We start from the raw sequence: 25,389 nt of genomic DNA on the forward strand, positions 1-25,389 counted from the left end.
TCTGGGGAAACTGGTTGCGTGACACACGGTTTGAGATGCTGGGCGGACACGAGTGACTCGAGGAAGATGAAGGTTCCTACGCCTGACATCACTCTCGGAGACCCGTGCCCGCCGTACAAGTATGCCCTGCCGCGCCCACCACGATCGAGCTGGACAACGTTCCGCTCGAACAGGATCCGGCCAACGCTGCCGGCAGTTTGCTCGATGTCCTCCGACAGGTCCCCGATCCCCGCGACGCCCGCGGCCGCCGCTACGACCTGACCTCGGTCCTGCTGCTCGCTCTGGCCGCTACCGCCGCCGGCGCTCGCTCGTTCACCGCGATCGGCGAGTGGGCTGCCGACGCGTCCACCGCGGTGTCGGCCCGGCTCGGGTTCACCCGTCGCGCGCCGAGCGAGTCCGCGATCCGGCGGTTGCTGCAGCGCCTGGACACCGACCAGCTCGACCAGCTGATCGGCGCGTGGATGTGGTTGCGGGTCAGCGTGATCGGCGGCGCGAAAGTCATCTCCTTCGACGGGAAAGCCCTGCGTGGTGCCCGTGACGCCGCCGGGCATCTGACCTATCTGTTGTCGGGGATCTGCCAGGCCACCGGCGTGGTCGTGGCGCAGGTCGCGGTAGCGGACAAGACCAGCGAGGTGCCGATGCTGCGGAAGCTGTTGTCCGCGTTGAACATCGCCGGATGCGTCATCACCGCTGATGCCGCCCATACCTGCCGTGAGACGGCGCATTCGATCGTCGAAGCGGGCGCCCACTACATCCTCTGCGTGAAGGGAAATCAGCCCAACCTGCGTAAACAGTTGAAGCAGCTGCCGTGGGACGACGTGCCGGTGCTCGACAAGTCGACCGGCAAGCCCGCGCACGGCCGCCGGGAGACCCGCACGGTGAAAGCGACCGGGATCGCGTCGGGGATCGGATTCCCCGGTGCGGCACAGGTTCTGCGGATCCACCGCACTCGCACCGTGATGTCGAAGCATCGAAAGATGCGGCGCCAGACCCGGGAGACGGTGTTCGTGGTGACGAGCCTGACCGTCGGTGACGCCGCTCATCACGTGATCGCCGACTATTTGCGGCGGCACTGGTCGATCGAGAACCGAGTGCATCACGTCAGGGACGTGACGTTCGACGAGGACCGGCACCAGGCCCGCACCGGTGCCGCCGGGCATGTCATGGCGATCCTGCGGAACACGACGATGTCGCTGCTGCGGCTGGCCGGACACCGCCACGTCGCGCCGGCGTTGCGGTACTACGGCCGGGACTACAACAGGCCGGTGGAATTACTGCTGGCCTGCTGAAACCCGACTACGCCGAGGCCCTGCTGAGATCACTACCCGGCTCAACCCACCCCGGCGCCACCGCAGCTACCCACGCAAGATCAAACGCGGACGTCACAACGCCTACCTGATAAAACGCAAGTGCGACAAAGGAATCCGACACACCGGCCCGGCCACCATCAACCTGCGACGCCTACCCGCCGCATGACAAACCACACGGACGCACCACTTACCCTACGTGGCATTGGGCTATGGGCAACATTCCGATGGTCGGCATCGGCGCACGACTCGAAATCCGTAACTCACTCTTCGACGCCGACTTCGAGGTCTCGAGCCGATTCTTTTTCGAAAACGACACCGAACTCCCCGAAAAAGAGGAAGCTGCGCAGTTTGTGAACGAGTACGGCCTCGAATACGCATTCGGTTATATTCGAGCAGCACTGGCCGACGACCTGCGCATATTCGGATTCCCGGCGGGAATCATGCCCGTAACGGCACTCGACACAGCCAAGGCCAGCGGCGTGAACGTTGCCTACCACTAGATCACGCGCCGACCCGGAAACGTCGGAGACGGTCCGATCGGGCACGCAGCTTGCCTGCCCGTTCAATCTCCCTCTGCTGGTAGATGTTCCAGCACCTCCGTTACCCCAAAGTCAGCTCGTCGTCGGCACCCCGAGGGCAACCTGATAGCGGGGTTACGCCGCGCCGGCCTGCTTCTCCTCGGCGTACTTCGGTGCCAGCACCTCCATTTGGTCGATGACCTGACGGATGGCCGCCTGCTGCTTGTCCGGCGGGTATCCATACTTGATCAGCAGACGTTTGATGGTGGAGCGAAGCTTGGCACGGACGTCGTCACGGACCGTCCAGTCGGTCTTCACATCGCGTCGCATCACCTTCACCAGGTCGCGGGCGATGTCGCCGAGTACGTCATCGCCCATTTCGATGACGGCGGACTCGTTCTCGTGGACCGCGTCGTAGAACGCGAGTTCATCCTCGTCGAGCCTGGGGCTGAACTTGTCGCCGCGGTCGCGCTCCTTCGCGGCTTCGCGCGCCAGCTTGATCAGTTCGGAGATGACCTGAGCGGATGTCAACTGCTGGTTGGTGTACTTGTTCATCAGTTCGCGCAAGCGCTCGGAAAACGCTTTCTGCCGAACCAGGTTGTTGCGGGTGCTGTGCCGGACCTCTTCGGTCAGCACGTCACGCAACGCCTCGATGGCCAGGTGCGGATGTTCGGATTCCAGTGTCCGCCGCTCGAATTCGGGGGTGAGTTCGGTCAGCGACGGCTTGGGCATACCGGCGGCGGCGTAGATGTCGATGATCGCGCCGGACGCGGTGGAGTCGGCCAGCAGTTTGTCGAGCACGCGTTTGATGTCGGCGGGCAACGGCCGGCCTTCGGCTTTGCGTTGCTCGGCATCGCATTTGGCCATCCAGACCCGCACCTGCTCATAGAACTTGATCACTGGTTGCAGATCGGTCAGTGTTTCCGAGCCCCGGCAGACCGCCCATGCCCGGCCGAGCTGATTCGCCAGGTCACGGAATCGGTCGCCGAGTGTCGGATCACCGGGCGCCACCCTGTTTCCCGGTGTCGTGGGTGACCGCAGGTATTCGAGGAGACCGGTGACGACCCGCATGAACTGCCCGGGCTTGGGACCGAGCTTCGAGCGCCACGGATACCCTGCACACAGGCTGTCCAGCGCGGCTACCAGCTGCCGGGTGAGTTCGATGACCTCGTTCGGTGTCGTCTCCACCGGTTGTTCCCGGCCGGCAGTGCGGGTGTATTCCTTGAGCGCCCTCTCCAGGTTGTCGGCAATCGGGGCGTAGGCGACGACCAGTCCGTCCTTCTTGCCCTCGAAAGTGCGGTTGACCCGGGCCAGGGTCTGCATGAGCAACGCGCCCTGGATCGGGCGGTCCAGATAGAGGGTGTGCAATGGCGGCGCGTCGAATCCGGTAAGCAGCATATTCTGCACGATCACCAGCTCCAATGGGTCGTTCTCGTCCTTGAGCCGGTTGGTGATGGCCTTGTTCTCCGACTCGCGGCGCACATGCTTGCGAATCGACGCCGGATCCTTGGCACTGCCCGAGTAGACGACCTTGACGACGCCGTCCTTCGGCGAATCCGACTCCCACTCCAGCTCCAGCGCGATGATCTCCTCGTACAGCTTCGCGCAGATCTCGCGGGTCGCGCAGACGATCAGTGCCTTTCCGTGGCCGCCGATGTACTCGTCCATCACCTCCCGGCGGTCCTTCCAGTGCCCGACAATGTCTTTCGCGACCTTCGCCAACCGCTCGGGTGCGCCGTACAGCGCGTTGAGTACGGTCACCGACTGTTCGATGCGGCGACGTTCGACGTCGTCGAGCCCCACCACCGCCGCATCCGCGGCACCATCGATCTCGGCGTCGGTGACATCCGCGGCGACCTTCACCTCCGGTAGTCGAGGCTCGAAGATCACCCGTACGGTGGCACCGTCGTCGACGGCACGGGCCAGGTCGTAGATGTCGATGTAGTCGCCGAACACCTTGCGGGTGTTGCGGTCCTCGAACGATATCGGGGTGCCGGTGAACGCGATCAAGGTAGCGTTGGGCAGCGCCGACTTCAAATGTGCGGCATAACCATCGAGATCGTCGTAGTGGCTACGGTGCGCTTCGTCGACGATGACGATGACATTGCGCCGGTCCGACAGCAGCGGATGTTCGCGCCCGGAGTCCTTCTCGTCCTTGGTCAGCCCGAACTTCTGCAGCGTGGTGAACAGGATGCCGCCGGTCTGCCGGTCGGCGAGCGCGGTACGCAGTTCGGCGCGACTGCGAATCTGCTTCGGTTCCTCCTGTAGCAGTGCCGATTTCGAGAATGCCGCGTAGAGCTGCCCGTCGAGTTCGGTCCGGTCGGTGACCAGCACGATGGTCGGGTTCTTCAGCTGCGGTTTGGTGCCGACCAGATGGGTGTAGAGCTCCATCTCCATCGACTTGCCCGACCCCTGGGTATGCCAGACCACGCCGGCCTTGCCGTTACTGCGCATCGCCTCGATGGTGCAGCCGACCGCCTTGCTGACCGCGAAATACTGGTGCGGCTTGGCAATCCGCTTCACGAGTCCGTCGGCGGTCTTGTCGAAGGCGACATAGTTGCGCTGCAATTGCAGGAACCGTTCGGTCTGCAGCACCCCGTCGATCAGGTATTCCAGCTGGATACCGGCGTCCTCGTCCTCGATGCGGGCACCGAGCGCCAGCGGCTCCCCGTTGTCGTCCACATTCCACGGCGAGTAGTGGTTCAGCGGCGTGAACGCGGTGCCGTACCGGGCGGTGACGCCGTCGCTGATCACGGTGAGCACGGTGAACCGGAACGCCATCGGGAACTCGTCGAGGTAGGTGGCGAGTTGAGCGTGAGCGGAGGCCAGATCGGCCGCCAATGCTCCCGGTTTCTTCAATTCGACGATGCCGATTGGCATTCCGTTGAGGTAGAGCACTACGTCGAAGCGCCGCTGATGCTCCCGCGAACGGATGTCGACTTGGCGCACCGCCAGGAACTCGTTGTCCTCGACCCGCTCACTGACGAACCGGATCGTCGGATTCTGCTCCGCCCCAACGTGATCGACGTAGCTGATCCCGCGGTATCCATCGACCAGGATCTCGTGCAACCGGAAGTTCTCGGCGATCGCGTCCTGCGACTGCGGCGCCAGCACTTCCGCTCGTGCCTGCTCCAGATACTCCACCGGCACCGCCGGATTCAGCTGCCGCAACCGCTCCAACAGCCGCCCCGGCAACACCAGCTCCTGCCACGACTCCCGCCCCCGATCCTTCCCCGGAGCGATGTCGGTGCCCGCCAACGGCTCCCACCCATGCAAATCCCCCAGCCGCTCGAGCATCATCTGCTCCAACTCGGCCTCACTGCCACCGACATGCTCGATCATCAGACCATCTCTTCCACTTTCTTTTCCGCATCTTTGACGCGGAGCTTTCCGGACATGAGTAGAGGGAGGAGTTCGTCGCGAGTTCTGGCGAGAGCGACGTTCTCGCGCGTGACAGCATGCCCCAAGCTCTGGAGCGAACCGAGCTGTTCGACAGTTGACCCGAATGCATCCAAATCCATGATTGGCACTACCAACGACCCGATATCCTGAAGGTTTACATAGGGGGCCATGTCGCTCTTGTGCATGGCGATGTCGGTCTGACGAATCCGGTCGGAGCTCCGGAACCACGCTGCCAACCAAGGCTGAATCCGACCGTGATCTTCAGCTACTCGAAAATAGCACAGTTGCGGACTGTATACACTTGAGGAGATATCGTCCGGGACGACGGCAACTCGCCCGACCGTACCTTTGGTCGTGAGTACGATATCTTTGGGACGGCAGATTTTGACACCGATTTGACCGACGTAATCATTGCTGACGAAATCGTCTCCACTGAGTACTATTCGACCACTTTTAATATCACCCGCTCGCACTATTCGCAGCCCGGGCTGGCCATGCTCAGACCGCTTGGTTCGATAGCCGTCGCCGTAAGTCAGCACTCCGTCACCCGCAAGATCACGGATGCTGACGCGGACAATCGCATCAGATGCAGCAACTACAGACTTAAACAAGGCGTCGCCTAGTGCGTTCGCGGTGGTTTCAATCCGATGGTTGGCGTCGATCTTGTCATCGAGCGCCCCCAACACCTCCGCAATCGCCCGCTGCTCCCCTAAAGGTGGAAGTGGAGGCAAAGTGAAGGATTTAACATCAGCGACCCGCAGGTGAGGGACCGTCGAACCCATCGCGATCGAAATCAGCTTCGCCTGAGTATCAGGTGAAATAAGCAGGTAGAATAGATAGAGCTCGTGAACCACGGAGGGATTCGCACGTAGATGCATAACGCGCTGCCCTGCAGCAATTCTTCCACCGTCAGGAATCCGTACCACCGGCCCGACTGGAGCCTCCCGCGCCAGGAACAGATCCCCAGCTTTAGGGAGCAACCGACGGGTCCACGTTGCGAAGGTCTCCGCCGATAGCCGACGAGCCTCCAGCAGATTGATCACATTACCTCTCATTGCGGGAGTACCTACCGCAAAGTATTGGCCATCCAAAGTCTCTGGCGCTGTGCGGTTTACACAATCAACGACTTCGGAACAAACCTGATCAATTGTGAGAGGCTCAGCCATTAATTCGCTCCAGCTGTGCCCGCACCATGGCCTCCAGACTTGCCGACTCATCAAGGGCCACTATCAGTTCTTTTGTTAGGCGCCGAATCTTGGTTTCAATCGGTTCTTCATCAGCACCGACCTCGGCCGCGCCGACGAAGCGCCCTGGGCTCAGGGTATAGTCCGCGCCCTTGATCTCGTCCTGCTTGACAGACCGGCAAAACCCCGGCACATCCTCATACGTCAGCCGTTTTGCCACAGCCGACCGAGTCCCCCGCCACGCGTGATACGTATCCGCGATCTTCGCGATATCCTCGTCCGACAGCGCCCGCTCGGCCCGGTCCACCATGTACCCGAGTTCTCGGGCATCAATGAACAACACCTCACCTGTCCGGTCGACGGTGCCACCACGACCGGGTTTCTTGTCCTTGGCGAAAAACCACACACACACCGGGATACCAGTGGAGCGGAACAGCTGGGTGGGCATCGCGACCATGCAGGACACCAGGTCGGCTTCCACGATGCGACCGCGAATGTCGCCTTCCCCATTGGAGTTCGACGACATCGAGCCGTTCGCCATCACCACGCCGGCCGAGCCGTCCGGCTTCAGCTTGTACAGCACGTGCTGGATCCAGGCGTAGTTGGCGTTATTGGCCGGAGGAACGCCGAACACCCAGCGCGGGTCCTCGATATTGCGTGTCCAATCCTTGATGTTGAACGGCGGATTCGTCATCACGTAATCCATCCGCACATCCGGATGCTGGTCGCGGGCGAAGGTGTCGCCCCAGCGGGCGCCGAGGCCCTTGTTGTCCATGCCATGGATGGCGAGGTTCATCTTCGCCAGCCGCCAAGTCTCCTCGATGGCCTCCTGGCCGTAGACGGCGAGGTCCTGCACGTCGCCCTCGTGATATTCGACGAACTTCTCCGACTGCACGAACATGCCGCCCGAACCGCAGCACGGGTCGTAGATGCGACCACTGCTGGGCCCCAGCACTTCCACGATGGTCCGCACCACGCTGGGCGGAGTGAAGAACTCACCGCCCCGCTTCCCTTCCGCGCGAGCGAAATTGCCGAGGAAGTACTCATACACCTCACCCATCAGGTCGCGGGCCTTGTGCGTGCCCTGCCGGCTGAACTGGGCGCTGTTGAACAGGTCGACCAGTTCGCCGAGGCGGCGCTGATCGATGTTGTCGCGGTTGTAGATTCGCGGCAGTGTGCCCACCAGCGACTCGTTGGCCTTCATCACCGCGTCCATCGCCTCGTCGATCAGCAAGCCGATCGTCTTGGCGGGTTCACCGGTCTCGGACTGCTTCAGTCCCTTGGCGTTATCCGCCAGATACGACCAGTGCGCATTGTCCGGCACCAGAAACACCCCGTACCCGCGATACTCGTCGGGGTCGTCGAGGTACAGCTCGAGCTGCTGAGCATCCACCCCCTCACCGCCGAACTCCTCCTGCAGCGTGCTCCGCCGCTCGTCGTAGGCATCGGACACGTACTTCAGGAACACCAGGCCCAGGATCACGTCCTTGTACTGGCTTGCCGACAGGGATCCCCGGAGCTTGTCGGCCGCCTTCCACAGGGTGTCCTTCAACTCCTTCATCGTCGACGGCGCCTGCTGCGCGGCCGCCTGCCTCTTCCTCGGGGGCACCCCGGGCTCCTCTCCTCGTTCTCCGACAACATCTTTCACGCACTCATCCGGTCGGCTCGTCCGGCACGCACAGGCTGACCGTGCCCGCACCGATCCCCTCGATCAGCGCACGGCGCAGCTCAGCGACCGCGTCCTGCCGCGCCCGCAGTCGAGCGGAGTAGCCGGCGGCCTCCGCCAGCACCGCCTCCAAGCGCGCCGACTCATCCTCGCCCAGCCGAGGCACATTCCACGACTTCCAGCCGACACGATGCGGGGGCAGCCCGTTGATCAGCGCCGCCAGAGCGCGCGGTCCGATGCCCGCGTCCGGAGACAGCCGCAGGATGCGCGACGGCGACAACACCAGGTTGCCACCAGTCTCGTCGACCAACGCCTGGGGCGGATTTTCGCAGAAGACCACATCACCGGGTTCGGTGCGGGTTGCGCGGGGATAGCGTCTGTGCGCGTTCAGCGAGTCCAGCACCAGTCCGTCGGTGCTGCCGTCCGCCGACAGCACCCGGACCGTGCCGTTCGGGTCGCCGTGCGAACGGTCGATCTTACTGCCGGTCCGCATCCGCATCAGCTTGCGTTCGGCCAGTTCACCGAGCGGGCGCTGCCGCACCTCCAGGGAGCCGGCACCCGCGCGGGCCACCACATCGAAGCCGGGGTCCGGCGCCGAGGTCAGCAAGGTCGCGGCGTATACCCGATCCAGGTCGTCGACCGCCTCCGGCGCCCGCACCCGCACCGCTGTCGTGCCCGGGGGGACCACGGCATGACCGGCCAGGATGTCGCCGAGTTTGACCACCCGGCCATAGCGGTAGGCGCGAGCGATCCGATCCCCACGATCACCGATCGCCGAGGCCAAGTCGGTAGCAAGCGCGTCATGGTCGAGGTCGGCCGGGAGTACGGTACCCAGGTCGGCGACGACCGGGAGGTCGATCTGCGCGCCGCCGCAGTACACCCAGACACCGAGCGCTTGGCGATGCGCCTCCTTCCACAGCCCGCGCGGCAGCTTCAACGCCGCCGCGAGGCCGCCGAGGCGCAACGTTTCCGCCCGCTTGCCCTCCGGATTGCTTGATCGTGCCGCAGCGCGCGGAATCGCGTCGCACAGCACCGACGCAGCGCCCAGTACCACGGCGATCTCACCGGGCCCCAGGTCGATCAGCACGTTGTCGACATCCTCGAGCGCCTGCGTCAACTCCTCTCCGACGATCGACAGCAACCGTACCCGCGGGCCGTCCCCCGATCCCTGCTCCTGCTCACGAATCATCATGCGGCGACGCAGAGCTCGGGCGGCGGGGGCATTGCCGAGTGCGTACACCTCGATATCGGAGTCGGAGTCGGACAGGGCGAGTACGACGCTGGGCGCATCGCCGGCCGAGACCACCTGCGCCCCTTCAGGATCGAGTTCCAAGCGGCACGCATCCACGATCGTGCGCAATATTGACACAGCGGCCGGATCCAGGTCTCGCGCTGCCAGTTCACGTCCGGCACGCGAGGATTCGAGTTTCGCGAGCGCGTCGGCGCCGCCGTAACTCGAAGCCACCAGTCCGTCGATGAACGCCCGCGCCTGCCGGGTGTCGCCCAGCGCCGCGACCTCGCCGGCGAGCAGTTCGTCATCTGGATCGAACTCGCTTGCGGCAGCGATGCACTCGTCGATGGACAGCTGTTCCAGATCACCGATCGACTGCCGCAGACACAGCAGTGTCACCAGATCTTCCAGCGACATTCCGTCCGGAACGCCGGCGGCTGCCACATCCACGCGGTGTTCGGCGTTGTTACCCCGGCCAGTGCGCTCCAGGTAGTCGACCACATCCGCCCGTGCGAAACGCGCGATGCCACCCACCTCGTCGACCGGTTGCGGGAACGGGATGTGCTTGCCGTGCACCGCCGGGCGGTTGCGCCACATCGATACCACCGGCCGCTTGACCTGCGCCAAGTCGGCGATGTCCTGCAGCGTGAGCGTCGGTTCGCTCGTCGGATGATCCATCGGTGCCGCTCATCTCCTTCTGGGTGGATGTGAGCGACAGTACGAGCGCGAACATCTATATCGAATTATAGGCTCCGATAAACCCGCTTATCCGAGATTCTCATCGACACACTCAGGCCTCGTGCTTGATCGTTGTGCCACACCGCACACCGAGCAGGGGGTCACGATGAGCAGCAATCGACAGTCCCGGCAGTGCTACCGCCAGTACCGACCGCGCCAGGCGGCGGTGCGGCGGGAGCTGACGCTGCACAGCGGTGCCGACCTCGCAGGCCTTCCCCCGCTGATCCGCATCGCTCGATGCATCACCGGCAAGGTGCAGTACTTCACCGCCGCCGATGCCGAGTTGGCCTTGGCCGGCATCGACCACAGCGACCCACGGCGCCGCGAACAGCGGGTGTACCGATGCCCGGACTGCCAGGGCTGGCACCTCACCAGCCAGGACTGACACAAGCCGAAAAGCACAGCGTAAGTGCAGATTCCGCATACCTCGCCGAGCTTGCGGATAACCCCACTTATCAGCACCGACTCTCGATTCCCCCCGATTCGCATGATCGGGTGACCCCTGCGCCCGCAGCACGCACGGGCGTGCGAGCAATCCTACTTCCTCTGGGAGCCAACATGACTCATGATCTGACCTTCGCCGCATTCGACGTCGAAACCGCCAATCAGCGCCGCGGTAGCATCTGTGCCATCGGAATCTCGATGGTGGTGAACGGAATTCGTACTCACAGCCGGTCGTGGCTATGCCGGCCGCCTACCGGGATCGACACCTTCGCCCCGATGAACATCCGCATCCACAAGATCACGCCGCAGCAGGTCGCGAACAAGCCCCGGTTCCACGAGGTGTGGCCGGAAGTGCTCGGCCTGATCGGAAACGTGCCGGTGATCGCGCACAACGCCGAGTTCGACATCTCGGCGGTCCGGCAGGCCTGCGAACAGAGCCGACTGCCGGTTCCGATGTGGACCTACGGCTGTACCAAGGAGTACGCCCAGTCGCTGCTGTCCCTCCACAACAACAAGCTGCCCACCGTCGCCGCCGCGCTCGGCGTGAAACTGCTGCAGCACCACGACGCCACCTGCGACGCGGATGCGGCCGCCGACATCGTGATCCGGCTGGCCGAGCGGACCGGAACCACCGACCTCCCCGGCCTGGCCCGCGTCAGCGGCTGCCGCCTGCGCCGCACCATCGGATGGAGTGGCCGATGAGCGAGGTAGTTCCGCCGCATGGCGGCATAGAGGATCTGGCCCTCGGATCGCGCCGGGACGTCCGCGGCATGGCCGCGCTGCTCGGCGAACTCGCGCCCGGCACGCACATCACGGCGGTCTTCCGAGCCGACCTGTACGGGCACTATCGGGTAGCGGGCACGATCACCCGCTCCGACGCACTCGACACCCTGGTCCTGGCCGGCCGACCGCTCACCACCGGCGCCACGGGCGTCAAGCCGGCGGACACCCTGGTGATGCTCGAACGACTGGCCTCTCCACCGCAGGCCGACCCACCGATGCATGTGCAGGACACGGTCGCCGCGGTCGGCCACGGTGACCTGATCGCCGCCCACTTCGACCGCCGGCCGTACGGATGCTTCACCGTCACCGGCTTCGCAGTCGCCGCCCCACCACCCGCCCGGTTCGCCCTCGGCGGCTGGCTGCTCACCCGCGGCGACGGGTCCGTCACTGCGGGCATCCGCGCCGTCACCCTGCTCAGCCCGGCTGCCGAGCACGGCGCACCGGTACCGGCCCCCATCCACCGCTGGCCGGAATCCGGCACAGTGTGATCAGCAATTGACTTGGAGCACAAAATGATCCGAACAATGACCACCATCCTCGTCACCCTCGCCGCCACCGCACTGACCGCCGGCGCGGCACATGCCGATCCGAGAACCTGGCTCAATGAAGGCACGCAGGTCGTCGGCACCGACGTACTGCCGGGCCTCTACCACACCGACGGGCCCCGCTCGAACGACTACGGCTCCTGCTTTATCACCTGGCTGCCCTACCTCGGCGCCCGCGACTCCGCAGCTACCGACATCCAGTCCTACGACGGACCGAGCTACGTCCGGCTCGACGCCGGCGATGTGATCGAGGTGGACGGCTGCACCTGGGTTCACGAAAGCTACCATCCGTGAAAAGTCTTCACGTTCCGCTCCGTCTTGCCTCTGCGGACCTGCTCAGACGTCGGCGACCGCCACCACCTCACCGTCCGCCTCGGCCCGCAACCGCCCCAGATCATCGAGGGTCAACCGCTGTGCGGGTTCAGCCCGGCCTGCCGAGTTGAACTGAATACCTTCGCCCTCGAGCACCTCCCGGGGGTCATCCGTCCGACCCGGCTCGGACCAGCGGAACGTCGGCGAGATGGCACCTTGTACGCTCAGCACCCGGTGCGCATTCGGGGTCGGCACCGACGCCAACCGCATACCCAGCGGCTGCGCCGCCGTGCCGATGACAGTGGCGACGTCACCGTAGGTGGTCCACCGTCCCGCCGGGACCAGCTCGAGCAACCGGTTCAGCGCAACCCACAGAGGGTTCTCCGATCCGTTCCCATCCTCCAGCGGCCCGGGCCATGCGGCGGCGATCCGTGCGGCCAGCTGCCGGGCGCGGGTCTCGATCTCCTCGGGACCCCAGACGGGCCGGTCGGCGATACCTTGATTCATCCGGATACTGCTGGCTCCCAGCTGTTTTCGCTTCGACTCGAATTCGTGGTTGCCGAGGTCCGAGTTGTACCCGGTCAATGTCAAGTTACCGAGAGTATGCACCAAACGGGCGTGCACCGTGTCGATATCGGATCCTCCGACGAGCGGGTCCAGCTCAGCTCGCCAAGTGGGCGACAGCTTTTGCGGCATGATGTGCTCGATGGTCAGTGTCTCCGGTGCGACTTTCTCTTTCGCGCCGAAGAGCCGCTCGATCCACAGCAGCATCGTCTTCCGCTGTGCCGCACGGCCGTTGAGGTAGTACGGTTCCGATGCGATCGCCTCCGCCAGTTCACGGTCCGATGCGTAGTGCTTGCGGCCGGCCGACAGATGCCGGTGCAGCGCTTCGTCGACGGGTAGCGAAGAGTCCAGCTCCTGGACGGCAGCTGCGAAGAGGCGATTGAGCCCCTGCGGTAGGCGACCGACCAGAAAACGGCGCACCATCAGCGATTCGATATACAGCAGCGCCCGCGCCACCTGCTCCGAGGTCGCCTCACCGCGATCCCGCAGTACCAGCAGATGCAGCACCAGCGGGTCCGGTGTTGTCGAATCCCACTCGAGCAATCGGCTCAGACGCTCTCGCACAACGGGATCGGCCTCCTCCGACGGCTCCCACATGATCCGGTAAAGGTGTCCGAGCCGAGCGATCCGCTCGACCTCCGCCACGACCTCATCCTCGGTACGCAGTTTCTCCAGTCTGGCCTGCTGGCCGGCGAAGGTGTCCGACTGCTTCACCTTCGGCCTGGTGTGCAACAGATCCAGCCAGAGCAGAGTCTCCAGCCGCTGATTCTGGTCGAGCGCGTCCTGCAACGGCTTCCAATGGGTGCGGTACACCTCGTCGCTTCGAGTCGGCAGCCGCATGAACAAATAGTTGCGAACCAGATCGCCCGCGGTCAGCTTCATACCGGTGTTGTTGAGCGACTGGAAAATTCGATGCACGTTATCGCCGGCATGGGTGCTGATCGACACCACCGACAGGCCGATCGTGATCGCCTGATAGATCTGCGCGACCGTAGGTCCCTCGGCATCCAGGCCGAGCAGTTGATCGCGGAAGAAACCGTGAGCGACGCTGACCCGGTCCTCGTCACCAATGGGCCGACTGCGGTCGATCACAGCGGTGTAGGCGGCTCGATCCGTCTGAGTCGGCAGCAACTTCAGCCGATACGGGTCGTCTTCGTACTGGTTGGTGAGCAACTGATTCTGAATGCGGTCGACATCACGACGCGCGGAGCCGTCGTGCTCCCGCAAATGGTCCCGGATCGCTGCCAGCAACAGCGTCACGGTCGTCATACGCTGCTGACCATCGACCACGAGGAAGCGGCTGATCGCACCCGCCACGCTGCCCGGAACCGGTGCGAGAACCACCGATCCGAGGAAGTGCGTGGCCTCCGGTTCGCTTCTCCGATCCTCTGCCAGTTGAACGATGTCCTGCCACAGCTCGCGGAACTGGTCGGTTCCCCAGGCAAATGGGCGCTGATACAGCGGAACGAAATACTGCGCGGTGCCTTCCAGTATCTTCTGAAGGCTGGTCTCCTGCGCTGCGACCACCGACCACACTCCCCTGCTCACGAACCGGCCATGCCGCCGGACTGGTTACGACAGTAAACCTAGTGGCGACGAGTGGCGGGGCATATCGTGCCCGGCCGAATACTCCAGCGCCGATTCCTCGTGCAGATCCCGCCCAGCCTCACCCAGCGCCCGGGCTCCGAACCGGTCCCGGCACTGCATCTGACTTGCTCTGGTGAACGCGCCCGCTCTGCGCAACCGTCGAATCCGTTGTCTCTGCGGGATTCAGGGAACGGTGTACAGCGCGATCAGAATGTTCGCGAGGGTCTCGGCCAGCTCGTCGACGGGATGGCCGGGCTGATGCAGGCTCCAGCGGTGGACCAGGCCGTTGACCGCGCCGATGAACGCCGCCGCGGCCAGCTGTTGCTGTTCCGGTGACAGTGGCCGTGCGCCACCGAGTCTCGCGGCGATCCCGGCGATCACCTCGGCCCACTGTTCGCGGGTGTGTTCGCGGTGGGCCTCGACCCGGTCGCTGACGCCGACGACCTCCACATAGGCGAGTCGCACGCGCAGCGGCTCGTCGCGGAGGGCTTCCAGGTAGGCGCGCATCGCCTTTCGCGCGACCAGTTCGGGATCGGTCTCAGCGTCGTTCGCCAGGGCCTCGGTCACCGCGTCGCCGACGAGGCGCTGCGTGTCGTCGTAGGCGGCGATCAGCAGATCCTCCGGACTGTCGAACAGTTCGTAGAACTGGCGGCGCGACAGCCCGGCCGCCGCGCAGATATCGGCCAGCGTCGCCGCCGCGAATCCCCTGTCCCCCTACTGCGCCGACCCGCAGGCCCAGATCCAGTACACCCGTGAACATCTCGGCGAACACATCGCCACCGAGATCTCCGGCACCGGCCCGGCCCTGAACTGGCTGCGCGACCGTCTCGACGGCGTCCCCGCCGCCACGGGCTGCCACACCGTCGACGTGGGCTGGCTCGCCCTCGACGCCCAGGGCGATCGCACCACCACGGACTCGCTCGGCCAGACCTTCCTCGGCCTGTTCGGTTATCCGCTGGGCGCGGACGCCCACTGATTCACGTGATCCGGCGGTGGTCGTCCACAACCGCAGGCACGAACCATATCCATGGACGCTGTGGCCGATGTGGTCTGCACCCCGGAAAGCTCCGACACGGAACCGCGTTCATTTCGCGGTACCGGACCACGTGCCGATCCGACCGGCAATATCGGCAGCCGTACCGGCCAGGTCCCCGAGCAACTCCCCCAGCACCGACTCCTCGTGCAGATCCCGTCCGCACGACCGGTACACCTCGATGAGCGAATCCCCTTCCCCAGCACCGAAATACCCGGTGTAGGTAGCCACATCGAAGCGCCACGGTTCGGCCCGGGGCGCCGCCGTGCGCACGGTGTCCACGATGACGAACCCGGCCGCGTCGATATCCGCTCGTACCCGCAACTCGATGCCCGCGTCGTCGGCACCGGCGATCAGATCCAGCGCCGCCAGCGCCGGCACCCCGTCGGTACAGATCAGCGGCGCACAGTGCCGTCCCAGCTCGTCCGCCGCCGCCTCGACGACAGTCGGGTTCTCACACACGTAGATGCGCTGCGGCGATGGCTCGAAATGCCACGGCCCCAACAGGTCCCGCAACGTGAGCCATGCGGGGACGCCGCGCCGGTGACCGGCGGTGATGTCCAAGGGCAGGTTCAGGGTCAACACTCGGGAGGACACTGTGTCGCAGCGGACACCGGCGGCCGACCACACCGCGCGCCATTCACGTCCGGGGCGGGCCGGGCGTGCGATACCGGTCTGTGCCGCGACGAGCCGGGCCACCGCCCGGCCCAGCTCGGTGTCGTAGTCCAGGGCGTGCGCGTCGTGGGTGACGGTCGCGGCCAGTTGTGCCAGCCGCCATGGCTGCCCCGCCCACGGTAACCGGGCCCACACCGCGGCTACCCGTTCGGCCAGTTCGGCTGTCCGTCCGGTGCCGGGGTTGGGGATGCTCCGGTCGGCCAGCCACCGCTGGGTCACCTCGGTCGGCACTCCGGCGGCATCGAGTATTTCCAGTACCCGCATCCGCTCTTGTCGCGCTGCGTGATGTTCGGCTTCTCTGATCTCCCTGCGATCGATCAACGGCGTGCCGTCGAGCGCTTCGACGAACCTTCGCACGGTGAGTCCGTGACCGGCGAGCCCGGAAGCGAAGGCGTGCAGGGTGACCGGGCGGCGGGACACCTCCCATCTCGCTCCCAGCAGGCGCCCGACCTGTTGGCGCTCCTCGGTTGTCAAAGTGACACTCAGCGTTCCGCGATCCAGACTGCCACCACGGTGTGCGCGCCGACGAACCGTGTCGAGGACCCGCGCCGGACCGGGCAGCGCGGCCCACTCCCGGAGTCCATGCGGCACCGGCTCATTCATCGTCGATCCCGAACAGGCCCTCGGTCGGCGGCTCCGCGGCGGCGGTGAACCCCAAACGGTCGACCTCGACAGTGGTCAGGGTCCCGCCACACCACAGGTAGGGCAGCACGTCCACCCCTGGCAGGTGTCGTTCACGAGCCAAGTCGTATACCGCGACCGCCGGCACGGTGTCGTAGTTGCACCACTCGTCGTGTGCCGTCAGCATGATGTCGAGTTCGAAGTCGACGGTCAGGCCCATGAAGGAGGCCTTGATCTGCGTGTCGACCCCGGTCATCGCCTCGTCCAGCCACACCCAGCGCGGCGCGTGCGCGACGGCGGCGTCGTAGGCGACGACGGCGGCGGCGAACAGCGGCTGGGACAGCAGCACCACCTTCTCGCCACCGGATTTCGCGCCGTGCTTGGCCGCGTCGAACAGCGACCACTTACTGGTCGACCCCGGCCGGTATTGCAGGGTTATCCGCAACCAGCCGCGATAGTCGAGGGCTCGCGTGAGCTGCTGCTTCCAGTCGGCGACGCCTTCGGCGGCGGCATCGCTGCGGGCCTGCTCGATCCTGCGGGACAGAAACTCCCGCACCAGTTCCTGCCGCTCCGGCGACAATTCGGCGTAGCCCTGGCCGAGGGCGCCGACGACCGCTTCCGCGTCCGGGTCGGACGGGTCCGCTTCGCACACCACCTTCACCGCATGTCCCTGCCGGGTCGGGTGCGAGACGAGGTGCGCGTTGATGTTCGCGAAGGTGCGGGTGGTGTAGTCCAACCGGTCCTTCAGATGCTCGATGAAGGTCGATCCGAGCAGGGTCGCGAGCACCCGTTGTTGCTCCGCGTCGTAGCTCTCCCGCTGTCCCCGGACCAGGTCGGCCAGGGTGTCGGCGGCGTCGGGCGGGAGTTCGAACCCGTGGGCGGCATCACTGTGGATCTCGACCCGGGGCAGGGTGTCGTCCTCGTCGAGCACTCGCGCGTCCTGTGACGGCAGCAGCGCCTGCCGGAGCTCCTCGAGCTTCTGCACACAGGCACCCCACGCCCGGGACTGATCTGATTCCTCGGCCTTCACCTCGACCTCGCGGCGAATCGCCGTGGCGAGCTCCCGCGCCGGCTGTACCGCGTGACGTTGTGGCAGCTCCAGATCCAGCGTTCGAGCCAGCCCGGCGTCGACCGCCTCCCAGAGCGCGGTCATCGCCGCGTCCCGGCGCAACTCGGCCTCCGCGCGCCGCTGCTCGTGATTGGCCAGCACGTTCTCCGCGTGCAGTTGCGCGGACTGCGCCGTGATCAACCGATCGGAATGCGAGTCGATCGTCGCGGTGAGCCGGGCGCACAGCTGCTCGAGATCGTGCTTCCGATCGAGTTGCTGCCGGGCACCGGCACCGAGAGCTTGTTCCGCGGTGCCGAGCTTGACTTCCGCCTGGCGCAATCGGACCGCGACGCCCTCCGACTCGGCCTGGACCGCCCGCAGCGCTTCGACTCGCTCCTGATGGACGGCCAGGGCACCGGCCAGGGCGTCCTCCCGCACCTGCAATTTCTCGAGGGCATACCGGTAGTCGGTCAGGTGATCACCGAATTCGGCCAGGGCACGCCGCTGCCCGTCGAGGTCGGTCAGCCGGAAACCGTGCGTGCCGGCGTATTCGGCGAAGACCGCTCGCTTCTGATCCAGCCGTGCGAGATCGCCGTGGTGGACGTCTTCCTTACCGGCGAGCGCCGCGGCGAGGGCCAGCCGGGACCGGTGACGTTCGGCCCACCGCACGACCGCGACGGTCACCTCGCGCTCCCCGGGCACCGGTATGGTCCGGGCTTCGATGTCCAAGCGCCGCAACGCGGTATCGGCCGCGGCGAGTTGTTCGTCGAACTCCCCGATTCGCTGTTCCAGCGCCGCCAGATCGGTTTCCAGCCGGGCGATCAGTCGCGCCCGCGCGGCCGCGCGCGCGGCCGCGCCGAGATATGCGGCCGGGCCTCGGGAAGCGCCACGGCCGGCGAGCCCGCCGAGTCGCCAACTCCCGTCGGCGGCACACCAATCGCCGTCCGCGTGCTCGTTCGCCCGCTCGTACCAGCCGAAACCGGCCAGGATTCGGGTGATGACGTCGAGGGGGACCCCGCCGGCGGTCGCCGGCTCCAGAACGGCCAGCAGATTCGACTCGACCGGCGCATACCCGACCGAAACGTGAACATCCATCGATGCGAAATCGACCGATCCGTCCGGGGCGACCCACGCGTCGAGCAGTCCCGAACCGGCCAGCGCGGTTTCCAGGGCGGCGAGCGTCGAATCATCGAGGCCGCGTACCGGATTCACCAGTCGCCACAGCGGCGCCCCCTGCTCGGCCGGGAGTGCAGGCCGGATTCTGCGCTGCCATGACACCGGTTCGGCGGGCTCGGACTCGGTGCTGCGCCTCGCCGTCTCGAGCCGGTCGGCGACCGCATCACGTTCGACCGCGACCGGCACGCGTGCGAGCCGGAGTGCTTCGACCCGCTCGGTCCGGGCCGACCGGAACGCCGCGACATGCGCGCGCATCGCCTCCACCACCGACGGTGGGCGCGGCGGCGTCCCATCGTCATCGATGACGGTCATCTCCGCGATCAGGTCACACCACCGGCCGGTCAGTTCGGCGGTGCAGACAGCTTCCGACGCTTCGGCGGCCCAGGCACGTACCTGCTCGGTCAACGTCGCGGCCGCACGCTGGACCTCGTGCCGGGCCCGGTCCTCGTCCCCGGTGGCGTCGCTCACCGCCTTCGACGCCAGTTCGACCGCCTGTTCGGAGCGGTCCGCTGTCCGCTGGGCCTCGCCGCGCTCACCGTCGAGTGCGGTGAGATGCCCGAAACGCACTGTCCTGGACTGGTGTTCACCGTGGAGCGCGTCGACATCCCGCTCCGGCAGATGCCGCGTGAGTGCGCGAGCCAAGCCGGCGTCGGTGGCTACCGTCGTCAGACGTTGCGCCGCGTCCTCGACGTCCGCACCGGCTCGCACCGTTTCGGCCCGCGCGACCTCCGCCCGCTGACCGGCCTTCCGCTCCGCATCCTGCTCCCGTTGTTCCCGCGTCACCACCCCCTGCCGCTGCGAACGCAATGCCACGGTTTCGCGACGCAGGCTTTCCACCCGCCCGGCGGCCGCCACCGCGTCCTGATACGCCTGGGATTCCAGCAACTCCCGCAGCGTGGCGTCGGCGTCGACGTGCTCGGACTTGGTCTGCGCCAGTATGGTTCGCGTCGACTCCAATTCGGCGCGCGTCTGTTCCACCTGCCCCTCGGCGGCCTTCTTGTCGGCGGTGGTCTTGTCCAGCTGTGTGGTGGCACTTGCCATTTCGTCGGCACGGCGACGCAGCACCACCCGCGCCCACGGCCGCCAGCCGACCCGAACGAACGTCGCGATCGCCCGCGCGGCGTCCTCGGTGCGCTGCATCGCCGACCGCAGCTGTTCGAGATGCTCCCATCCGTCCGCCAGCTGATCCACTTCATGAGTGGCCAACGGCGGCAACGCGTCCCGCAGAGTATTGGCGAGACTGGCGGGGTTGAGCCGTTCGCCGAGTTTCGGCTTGCGCAACTGCTTGAGCAGCTCCGTGAGATTGTCGTACGACTCGGGTGACAGCCCGAACAGCTCGTCGGCCAGCCTCGCTCGATAGGCAACGGCGCTCGGCGGCATCGTGATTCCGTCGAGCTTCTTCAGATCCTTCTGCTCGACCGCCCGGCCCTCGCTGATCAGGCGGAAATCCGGTCCCAGTCGCAACCGGGTGACGAAGTGCCACGTGCTCACCGGTGTGGACCCGGTCCCGGCCCGGGCCGACGCACCGAGGCCGCAGGTGAAGAAATGCTCGGTCCCGTCGTCGTCGCGGCGGCCGAATTCCACCCAGGCGTATCCGAGGCCGACGTCCACCGGCGGCCGCGGATCGTCACCGTCCCCGGTCGGCAGCAGATTGAACCGCATGGTCCGGTGCTGTGAGCCGAAGGGGTCGAGGACCGACGGCGCGATCTCGCCGCGGAGCAGCATCAGCGTGGTCAGCTCCAGCACCTTGGTCTTACCGGCGCCGTTACCGCCACGCAGCACCAATCGGCCGTCGGCGAACCAGAATTCGGCATCGTCGTACTCCCACAGGTTCGCGATACCGACCCGCAGCGGCTGCCATCGGGGCCGGCCCGGCGCGGGCAGCCCGCCGGTCTGCGCGGCCCGCAGCCACCCGACCTCGTCCCGTAGACCCACGTGGTTCAGCATTTCCGTCACGGTGGCGCCGTGTTCGATGATGGCCTCATCGAGCTCGGTCACTGCGCGTCCTCCAATCGAGTCGTCACCGCCACCACGTGCGGATCGCGGTACCGGGCAGCGATCGGGGTGAGCTGCCACCAGTCGCGCCCCGGGCCTGGTCGAATCAGATCCAATGCTCGGAGCAGATCGAGCGCGCGCTCGCGTCGAGCGGCGTCGGAGGCGATGTCGGCGGTGATCGACTTGGGATGACGCACCGCGACCTCGGCCACCGCCGCGGTCAGATCCGCCTCACTCACCACACCCGCGTCGTCGCGGCGCCGATACAGTTCATCGAGCACCATCAGGCTGACGAAATCGACGGCTCGCAGTCGCGGGAACGGCAGGTCCGTGTCTGCTTCGTCAGTGGCGATCAGCGCCAGCCCCTCCGCCCGCTGTTCGACCGTCCACCCGGTCATTTCGGTGCACCAGGCCACGATTCGACTGCGCTGCCGGATCAGGTAGGCCCGCTCGGCCTCGGTCAGATCACTGTACAGGCAGACCGGCAGTTCCAGCAGCCGCCGCATGACCGAAAATCGTTCGGCGACTTCGATGGTCGCCGGTCCACGGGTACCGAGGGCCGCCGCGAACGCGGCCGGATCGACCATGCGCAACAGCATCTCACGCCGCACCGCATAGGTGCCGCCGATCTTGTCTGTGCGCCGCGCCCACCCGTCGCGCTGTTCATCCCCACCGGCATCGACGGGCGCCAGCGCGCCGGTCGACATCAGCAGCTTCATCGCCGTGGCGAACAGTTTCCGCTCGGCGAACCGGTCCGGGTCGTAGGCGGTGATTTCGGCGTCGTCACGGTTCGACAGCACCCGCACTCGATCGGACAGGTCCTGGGTGGTCGTGATGTCCTCGGCGTCCTCGGCGGCGGCCGCGGCCAGCAATGCCAGCACCAATGCGCGCCGCGGCGGCATCTCCACGCGACGGGGCGCAATCACGGTGTCCCCCAACGGCAAACGGAACAATCGCGCGCCGGTATCGGTGACGATCAGCCGGTACCCGAGTCGCGAGCTGAACCAATTCGACAACTCAGGGCGATGCTGCGGATGCCGCACCAAGCCGAACAGTTCCGGATCGCGACGCCGATCGAGCACCGGGTTGGCGAGCAAGCCCACGAAGGCGCGCCGCCGATCCACCTCATCTCTACTCGCCGCCACGCGCTAAACGATAGCTCGGACTACGGCCGGGCCGATTCCAGCTCGAAGAACCAGTCCCGGGTGACGAACCGGCCCTGTTCGGTATCGATGGTCGTGGTGGCACCGTCGGTCGGCACCGTGAGCGTGACCTGCCAGCGTCCGTCCTCGGTCACTGCGGTATGTCGTTGTTCACCGTGGCGTGCCCTGGCCACGGCGATGAAGTCCAACAGCACTTCCAGTTGGGGCTCGGTCAACGGCGTCCAGGTCGACATCGAGGTGCCGGACCGGGTTCGCAATTCCGCTTCGGCGGCCAGTCGCTCGGCGCGCGCCGCGGACCGGGCTCGGCGAGCGGCTGCGCGGCCGGCGGAATTGTCGATCGCCTTGGTGCGCTTGCCGACTGCCGCGCGATGCCCGTGTTCACGGAACCGCGCGGTGATCGGCGCCGGATCGGCGTCGGCCCACGACACCGCATGTTCGTCGGCGCCTTCCGCGCAGACCAGCAGATGCCGGGCCGGGAAGACGCCCATCGCCGTGTCCCACATCCGCCACGCCGTCTCGTCGTCGGGGGCACGCTCGATCGAACGCGCCAGCGTGAGAAATTCGCTACGCCGGGTGAGCGCACCACCGGTGTCCATCAGGATGTGCATGTTGCGCGCCCACGGCGCCACCAGATCACGCAGCTGGCGACGCAAGCGGCGAGCCTGGCCGTCGCCGCCGGCGAACCATCCGCGCAGCGCCTCCCAGGTGCCCACCCAACGCCGGACCTGTGGTTCGACGATCGAATCCGCCACGTCCGCAGGCAGCGCGCCGCGTACACACGCTCGCCAGATCTGTTCGGACAGCAGCGGTTCCAGCTCGACGATCACGGCTGCCACGGTCGGGGTGTAGATGTCGACCTGCTCACCCCACATCCCGACGTACGCCTGCAAAGTGCGCCACAGGATCTCCTGCCTGCCGGAGTCCGGTGCGCCGGACAATGCGTGCGCCAGACTGCGCTGCCAGGTGCGCGCCGCCACTGCCATGCTGTGCTGCAAGGTGATGATCTGCTGATACTCCGCGGCCGCCGCCGGAAACTGCCGCTCGCGCACCGCGGCGGCGAATTGCCGCAGTCGGTCGTGGATGGCCCGCGGCGCGAGGGTCAGATCGGCGGCCGCATCCTCGTCGGACTCCAGCTCCAGTGTCCAGAACGCGTGCAACCGTGCGGCGGTCGGGGTCAACTGGAATCGGTCGCGGCGACGCAGGAAATCCTCACCGGTACGTGCCGGCTCCTGCCATCGGGTGAGGACACCCCAGTTCACCAGGCTGTCCAGTCGTCCTTCCAGCGGGAACACATCATCACCCACGAGCCGATCGGCCACGACCGATTCGACCCGCTCGCCCAGCCAGGTCCGTAGCCGCGCTGCGACCTCCTCGAACGACATCCCGGTCAGGCTGGTGTCCTGCGCCTCCAGCATGACCTCGACGATCGCGCGGTACTGCGCCGCGAACCGCGACACCAGATAGGTCGGAACCAACTCCTGCCCCGGCAGGTACGCCGCCCACTGATCGACACCAGCCGATTCCGGCACCTCATCCCCGGCCGTCATACCGAAACCCTACCCAGCCCCGGACCGGGGGTGCGCCCAGGGACGGCATTGCGAGCCTTTTCCGACATCCGGCGAGGCGGGGTCAGACGACTGTCACCAGCGAAGGCCGAGAGCCTACGCTCGTGCCAGTCGCGAGCTTCGACAGCTCGGCCGACGCCGACCGGGCTCAGAACGCCCAGTCCTCGTCCTCCGTATTCACGGCCTTGCCGATGACGTACGAAGACCCGGACCCCGAGAAGAAGTCGTGGTTCTCATCCGCGTTCGGCGAAAGTGCCGACAGGATGGCCGGATTCACATCCGTCTCGTCCTTCGGGAACAGCCCCTCGTACCCCAGGTTCATCAACGCCTTGTTCGCGTTGTACCGGAGGAACTTCTTGACGTCCTCCGTGAGCCCGACCTCGTCGTAGAGGTCCTGGGTGTACTCCACCTCGTTCTCGTACAGCTCGAACAGCAGCTCGAAGGTGTAGTTCTTCAACTCCTCGCGCTCGGGCTGGGTCAGCGGCTCGAGGCCCTTCTGGTACTTGTACCCGATGTAGTACCCGTGCACGGCCTCGTCGCGGATGATCAGGCGGATCAGGTCGGCGGTGTTGGTGAGCTTGGCTCGGGAGGACCAGTACATCGGCAGGTAGAAGCCGGAGTAGAACAGGAAGCTCTCCAGCAGCGTGGAGGCCACCTTGCGCTTGAGCGGCTCGTCGCCTCGGTAGTACTCGAGGACGATCTCGGCCTTGCGCTGGAGGTTACGGTTCTCCTCGGACCAGCGGAAGGCGTCGTCGATCTCGCGGGTGGAGCACAGCGTGGAGAAGATGGAGCTGTAGCTCTTGGCGTGCACCGACTCCATGAACGCGATGTTGGTGAGCACCGCCTCCTCGTGCGGGGTGATCGCGTCGGGAATGAGGCTGACCGCGCCGACGGTGCCCTGGATGGTGTCCAGCAGGGTGAGGCCGGTGAAGACCCGCATGGTCAGCTGCTTCTCGTTGGCCGTCAGGGTGGCCCACGACGGGATGTCGTTGGAGACCGGCACCTTCTCGGGCAGCCAGAAGTTGCCCACGAGCCGATCCCAGACCTCGGCGTCCTTCTCGTCGGTCACACGATTCCAGTTGATCGCGGACACCCGGTCGATCAGCTTCACGCCTGCTCACTCACCCTTCTACCTCGCCGGTTTCCTCACCGGAGAACACTACTATTGGGGGCCGACAACCTTCGGCAGCACAACACCTTGTGTCTCGACACCATTCTCCTCCGAATGACGGAGGGGTGCGGCCTGCCACGCGGGACCGTGCTCGCAGTGTGCCAGATCGCGGCCCCGGCGCATACCGGAGTCGCCGGGCCATCCGGACACGCCGTCAGGCGAGCGTGGCCAGTACCGCGGCCTCCGCCACCGACCAGGTCGGCACCGGCACCACCCACTCCGGGGCCGGCTCGGTCTGCATACCGAACCAGAACAGGTGCGGCACCAGCCCGTGGAGCGCTCGATGCACATCGAGCCGATCATCGATCATGTGGGTGATACCGAGCTCGCCACAGTGGATCGCCTTGTCCCTGCGAGCCCGGCAGAACCGTACATGATCGCGGGGCACGCCCGTGGCACCGTAGAAATCGTGTTGATCGAGCCACTGGCGGGTCCGCTCCTCGATCCGCGGCCCGCATTTGGAGATGACCCACGCACCGTCGAACCGCGGCACCAGCCGGGCCAACGCCTCGAACGCGCCCGCGCTGGGCGGGCTGCTCAGCGCCTGCTCGAGCCCGCCGGACAGGAAGACCGTGTCCTCATCTCCCGGTTCGAGCGCGGCCCCTTGGACAACCCGGCCGAAATCGATTCCCAGCCGGTATTCCGAAAATTTCTTCAT

Annotated in this window: 18 protein-coding genes and 2 pseudogenes; 7 read left to right on the top strand and 13 right to left on the bottom strand. The window is 66.0% G+C overall.

The genetic code is table 11. The features are described 5' to 3' along the window. The first annotated feature begins 104 nt into the window (after nucleotides 1–104). Complete coding sequence (locus LBW94_RS23355) at nucleotides 105–1,289, top strand: ISAs1 family transposase (RefSeq protein ID WP_266271868.1); 1,185 nt, start codon at nucleotides 105–107, stop codon at nucleotides 1,287–1,289. A 230-nt stretch (nucleotides 1,290–1,519) separates the two neighbouring features. Further along, a complete protein-coding gene (locus LBW94_RS23360) occupies nucleotides 1,520–1,810 on the top strand; it encodes a hypothetical protein (protein ID WP_225061738.1) in 291 nt (96 codons plus the stop codon). 153 nt (nucleotides 1,811–1,963) lie between these two features. Here LBW94_RS23360 and LBW94_RS23365 read toward each other — a convergent pair whose 3' ends face one another. From LBW94_RS23365 to LBW94_RS23380, 4 genes are all read right to left on the bottom strand, one after another. Further along, nucleotides 1,964–5,170: a type I restriction endonuclease subunit R gene (locus LBW94_RS23365; protein ID WP_225061739.1), complete on the bottom strand. Its 3,207-nt coding sequence runs from the start codon at nucleotides 5,168–5,170 to the stop codon at nucleotides 1,964–1,966. Next, nucleotides 5,170–6,273, bottom strand: a complete 1,104-nt coding sequence (locus LBW94_RS23370) for a restriction endonuclease subunit S (RefSeq protein ID WP_225061740.1) — start codon at nucleotides 6,271–6,273, stop codon at nucleotides 5,170–5,172. The genes LBW94_RS23365 and LBW94_RS23370 overlap by 1 nt, the downstream gene beginning before the upstream one ends. 115 nt (nucleotides 6,274–6,388) lie before the next feature. Continuing rightward, on the bottom strand, nucleotides 6,389–8,023 hold the full coding sequence (locus LBW94_RS23375) for a type I restriction-modification system subunit M (protein WP_225061741.1): 1,635 nt from the start codon (nucleotides 8,021–8,023) through the stop codon (nucleotides 6,389–6,391). A 43-nt stretch (nucleotides 8,024–8,066) separates the two neighbouring features. After that, nucleotides 8,067–9,989 carry a hypothetical protein gene (locus LBW94_RS23380; protein ID WP_225061742.1) on the bottom strand — a complete coding sequence of 641 codons (1,923 nt, stop codon included), beginning with the start codon at nucleotides 9,987–9,989 and terminating at the stop codon, nucleotides 8,067–8,069. Nucleotides 9,990–10,155: 166 nt separating this feature from the next. Here LBW94_RS23380 and LBW94_RS23385 point away from each other — a divergent pair, with 166 nt between their 5' ends. The 4 genes from LBW94_RS23385 to LBW94_RS23400 all read left to right on the top strand — a co-directional run bounded on the left by LBW94_RS23385 (nucleotide 10,156) and on the right by LBW94_RS23400 (nucleotide 12,115). Next, the gene (locus LBW94_RS23385) at nucleotides 10,156–10,434 is read left to right on the top strand and encodes a hypothetical protein (RefSeq protein WP_225061743.1); all 279 of its coding nucleotides are present in this window, start codon (nucleotides 10,156–10,158) and stop codon (nucleotides 10,432–10,434) included. Between the two features lie 173 nt (nucleotides 10,435–10,607). Then, nucleotides 10,608–11,195, top strand: a complete 588-nt coding sequence (locus tag LBW94_RS23390; protein WP_225061744.1) for an exonuclease domain-containing protein — start codon at nucleotides 10,608–10,610, stop codon at nucleotides 11,193–11,195. Beyond that, nucleotides 11,192–11,764, top strand: coding sequence for a hypothetical protein (locus LBW94_RS23395; protein WP_225061745.1), 573 nt, complete (start codon nucleotides 11,192–11,194; stop codon nucleotides 11,762–11,764). The genes LBW94_RS23390 and LBW94_RS23395 overlap by 4 nt, the downstream gene beginning before the upstream one ends. Before the next feature lie 36 nt (nucleotides 11,765–11,800). Further along, entirely contained in the window at nucleotides 11,801–12,115 is a 315-nt protein-coding gene (locus LBW94_RS23400; RefSeq protein ID WP_225061746.1) for a hypothetical protein, read from the top strand. Nucleotides 12,116–12,157: 42 nt separating this feature from the next. Here the strand turns inward: LBW94_RS23400 and LBW94_RS23405 are convergent, their stop codons facing one another. The 3 genes and pseudogenes from LBW94_RS23405 to LBW94_RS44450 all read right to left on the bottom strand — a co-directional run. Then, the gene (locus LBW94_RS23405; protein ID WP_225061747.1) at nucleotides 12,158–14,224 is read right to left on the bottom strand and encodes a GmrSD restriction endonuclease domain-containing protein; all 2,067 of its coding nucleotides are present in this window, start codon (nucleotides 14,222–14,224) and stop codon (nucleotides 12,158–12,160) included. A 243-nt stretch (nucleotides 14,225–14,467) separates the two neighbouring features. Then, nucleotides 14,468–14,851, bottom strand: a complete 384-nt coding sequence (locus LBW94_RS23410) for a hypothetical protein (protein ID WP_225061748.1) — start codon at nucleotides 14,849–14,851, stop codon at nucleotides 14,468–14,470. Nucleotides 14,852–14,896: 45 nt separating this feature from the next. Further along, nucleotides 14,897–14,983 (bottom strand): annotated as a pseudogene (locus tag LBW94_RS44450) (helix-turn-helix transcriptional regulator); the annotation flags it as partial. 7 nt (nucleotides 14,984–14,990) lie between these two features. Between LBW94_RS44450 and LBW94_RS23415 the strand changes: the two are divergent. Next, nucleotides 14,991–15,122, top strand: a pseudogene (locus tag LBW94_RS23415) (lipase family protein); the annotation flags it as partial. Between the two features lie 246 nt (nucleotides 15,123–15,368). Here LBW94_RS23415 and LBW94_RS23420 read toward each other — a convergent pair. The 6 genes from LBW94_RS23420 to LBW94_RS23445 form a co-directional block, all read right to left on the bottom strand. Then, on the bottom strand, nucleotides 15,369–16,595 hold the full coding sequence (locus tag LBW94_RS23420; RefSeq protein ID WP_225061749.1) for a TIGR02679 domain-containing protein: 1,227 nt from the start codon (nucleotides 16,593–16,595) through the stop codon (nucleotides 15,369–15,371). After that, the gene (locus tag LBW94_RS23425; RefSeq protein ID WP_225061750.1) at nucleotides 16,588–20,835 is read right to left on the bottom strand and encodes a TIGR02680 family protein; all 4,248 of its coding nucleotides are present in this window, start codon (nucleotides 20,833–20,835) and stop codon (nucleotides 16,588–16,590) included. Before LBW94_RS23425 ends, LBW94_RS23420 begins: the two co-directional genes overlap by 8 nt. Further along, nucleotides 20,832–21,977: a DUF2398 family protein gene (locus LBW94_RS23430; RefSeq protein WP_225061751.1), complete on the bottom strand. Its 1,146-nt coding sequence runs from the start codon at nucleotides 21,975–21,977 to the stop codon at nucleotides 20,832–20,834. Before LBW94_RS23430 ends, LBW94_RS23425 begins: the two co-directional genes overlap by 4 nt. Before the next feature lie 20 nt (nucleotides 21,978–21,997). Then, on the bottom strand, nucleotides 21,998–23,542 hold the full coding sequence (locus tag LBW94_RS23435; RefSeq protein WP_225061752.1) for a DUF2397 domain-containing protein: 1,545 nt from the start codon (nucleotides 23,540–23,542) through the stop codon (nucleotides 21,998–22,000). 166 nt (nucleotides 23,543–23,708) lie between these two features. Continuing rightward, nucleotides 23,709–24,671, bottom strand: coding sequence for a class 1b ribonucleoside-diphosphate reductase subunit beta (nrdF, locus tag LBW94_RS23440; protein ID WP_225061753.1), 963 nt, complete (start codon nucleotides 24,669–24,671; stop codon nucleotides 23,709–23,711). 214 nt (nucleotides 24,672–24,885) lie between these two features. Continuing rightward, on the bottom strand, nucleotides 24,886–25,389 hold the full coding sequence (locus tag LBW94_RS23445) for a hypothetical protein (RefSeq protein WP_225061754.1): 504 nt from the start codon (nucleotides 25,387–25,389) through the stop codon (nucleotides 24,886–24,888).

The organism is Nocardia sp. alder85J, assembly GCF_020176955.2.
Lineage (GTDB): Bacteria > Actinomycetota > Actinomycetes > Mycobacteriales > Mycobacteriaceae > Nocardia.